The organism is Burkholderia sp. E168m23, assembly GCF_016586125.1.
Classification (GTDB): Bacteria; Pseudomonadota; Gammaproteobacteria; order Burkholderiales; family Burkholderiaceae; genus Burkholderia; species Burkholderia orbicola.
This window is the reverse complement of sequence record NZ_BCPP01000935.1, coordinates 1-2773: the sequence shown is the minus strand read 5'-3', so window position 1 is coordinate 2773 and position 2773 is coordinate 1. Positions and strand designations below refer to the sequence as shown.

General features: G+C 68.1%; 3 protein-coding genes. 1 reads left to right on the top strand and 2 read right to left on the bottom strand.

Going from position 1 to position 2773, the window contains the following annotated elements; translation table 11 throughout:
- A partial coding sequence (locus JMF90_RS32215; RefSeq protein WP_201325946.1) for an aldo/keto reductase occupies positions 1-558 on the bottom strand: 558 nt, incomplete at its 3' end.
- Positions 559-659: 101 nt separating this feature from the next.
- On the opposite strand from JMF90_RS32215, the gene JMF90_RS32210 reads away from it, so the two are divergent.
- Positions 660-1571 (top strand): LysR family transcriptional regulator, encoded by a 912-nt coding sequence (locus tag JMF90_RS32210; RefSeq protein ID WP_054928558.1) that lies wholly within the window; start codon positions 660-662, stop codon positions 1569-1571.
- Positions 1572-1631: 60 nt separating this feature from the next.
- Here JMF90_RS32210 and JMF90_RS32205 read toward each other — a convergent pair.
- On the bottom strand, positions 1632-2773 hold a 1142-nt coding region (locus JMF90_RS32205), incomplete at its 5' end, for an aldehyde dehydrogenase (NADP(+)) (RefSeq protein ID WP_201325945.1).

The following is a 2773-nucleotide window of genomic DNA, read 5'->3' as shown; positions in this document are numbered from 1 at the left end:
ACGGTTCACGCCGAGACCCCACGCACCGATCACGCCTTCCTCGCGCAGCTTGCCCAGCACGCGGAATGCGCCCTTGCGCGCCGCCTCGAACTGCGCGAGCCACTCGTCACCGTAAATGTCCTGTGCGACGTCGTGCACCCACACGATGTCGAGACGATCCGTGCGCAGCCGCTTCAGGCTGTCCTCGATCGAGCGCAGCGTCGCGTCGGCCGAGTAGTCGCTCACCAGCCGGTTCGCACGGCCGTGCGCGAAGATCCCGCTCTTCTCGCCGTAGTCGCGCGTCGTCGCATCCTCCATGTCGTCGAGCACGATGCGGCCCACCTTCGTGCTGATGAAGTAATCGTCGCGACGCTGGCCGGCCAGCGCGTCGCCGAGGCGCGCTTCGGCCAGACCCGCGCCGTATGACGGCGCGGTGTCGAAGTAACGGATGCCGCGCGCCCACGCGGCTTCGACGGTGGCGATCGCTTCCGCGTCGGGAATGTCGCGGAACATGTTGCCGAGCGGCGCCGCGCCGAAACCGAGCCGGTTGTCGGCGGGCAGCGTGTCTTTGAGACCCATGCTTTTCTCCGGGTGGGACAGGAAAGTGAGCCCAGTCTAGGTTGCACGGATGAGTCTGTCCAAGACATAATTCAGCATACTTGAGTCTCATAAGGTCTTACATGCTCGACATCCGCCAGCTTCAATATTTCATCGCGGTCGCGGAAGAGGAACACGTCGGTCGTGCGGCCGAACGCCTACACATTTCGCAGTCGCCGCTCAGCCGCCAGATCGCGCAGCTCGAGGAAAAACTCGGTCTGACGCTGTTCGAACGCAGCCAGCAGCGCATTCGTCTGACGCGTGACGGACGCACGTTCCTCAGCGAAGCGCATGCGTTCCTGCGCCATGCGAACCGGCTCGAATCGCTCGCGCGCCGGCTCGGCCGCGGCGACGAAGGCGGCCTGTGCATCGGCTACCTGGAAACGGCCACCCACTCGGGCGTGCTGCCGCGCGCGCTGAAAACGCTGCGCGCCGAGCGCCCGTCGGTGCATATCGCGCTGTACAACTATCAATCCGCCGCGCAGCTCGAAGGCCTGCGCGAACGCAGCCTCGACATCGCGCTCGTGACCGAGCCGCCCGCGCCGGACGATCCCGAACTCGATTCGACGATGGTGCTGAACGATCCGATGCTGCTCGCGATGCCCGACGGACACCCGCTCGCGAAAAAGAAGACGCTCGTCGCCGACGATCTCGCCGCACAGGCGTGGATCGGCGTCACGCAGCAGGAAAGCGCGCCGCGTCACGGCGCGTTCGTCGCGGCCTGTGCGAAGGCCGGTTTTTCGCCGGACATTTCGGTGGAGGCGACCGAGCCGCTCGCGGCGCTCGGGCTCGTCGCCGCGGGGCTCGGCGTGACGATGATCCAGCAAAGCCTGCGTCACCAGGTGCCGGAAGGCGTCGTGCTGCGCGAGCTGCCGTGGTTCAGCTACCGCACGCCGCTGTGGGCCGCATGGCACAAGGTCAACCTGCGGCCGCTGGTCGGCATCTTCCGCGAGATCCTGACCGGCGAGGAGCTCGTCGCGGCAGTCGGCAAGTAGGCCCGTGAAAACGCGCGGCGCCGTTGCATCGCGGCGCCCCGCTTGCCCCTCGCGCGCCGCTTACTTCGCGAGCGTGACCTTGCCGTCGAACAGGCGGTTGAGCGCCCATGGATTGCTCGTTCGCAATGCATCGGGAAGCAGCGCATCCGGCATGTCCTGATAGCTGACCGGCCGCAGGAAACGGCGGATCGCGAGACTGCCGACCGACGTCGAGCGCCCGTCCGCGGTGGACGGATACGGGCCGCCGTGCACCATCGCATGCGCGACCTCGACGCCGGTGCCAAAGCCGTTGACCAGCACGCGGCCCGCACGCCGCTCCAGCGCCGGCAGGAACGTGCGCGCGTCCGCGTAATCGGCTTCGTCGAGATGGATCGCCGCCGTCAGTTGCCCTTCCAGCGACTCGATCAGCGCGAGCATCGTCTTCAGGTCCGGGCACCGGACGATCAGCGACGCCGCGCCAAAAATCTCCTCGTGCAATGCCTTCGATTCGCGGAACGCATCGGCGCTCGTCACGAACAGCGCGCCCTGCCCCTGGTTCGCACCGGTCGGCGCGTTCGCGCGCGCGAGGGTCTGCACCTGCGGATGCTGCGCGAACGCCGCGACCGCGCGTTCGAACGCCTGGTGAATACCCGGCGTGAGCATCGTGGCGGCCGGCGCCTGCGCGAGCCGCTCGGCCGCCGCCGCGATGAAGCGTTCGAGCGCCGGCCCCTCCACCGCGAAGATCAGCCCCGGGTTCGTGCAGAACTGGCCCGCGCCGAGCGTCAACGACTGCACGAACGCCTGCGCGATCGCCTCGCCGCGCTGCTCCAGCGCATGCGGGAACAACAGCACGGGGTTGATGCTGCTCATCTCCGCATAGACGGGGATCGGCTCGGGACGCGCATTCGCGATCGCGATCAGCTCGGTCCCGGCATGGCGCGAACCGGTGAAGCCGACCGCCTTGATGCGGCGGTCGCGCACGAGCCCCTGACCGATTTCGCGGCCGCTGCCGAACAGCAGCGAGAACGTGCCTTCCGGCATCCCGCACGCGTTCACGGCCTGCTGCACGGCCATCCCGACGAGTTCCGACGTGCCGGGGTGCGCCGAGTGCGCCTTCACGATCACCGGGCAGCCGGCCGCGAGCGCGGACGCCGTATCACCGCCCGCCACCGAAAATGCGAGCGGGAAGTTGCTCGCGCCGAATACCGCGACCGGGCCGATGC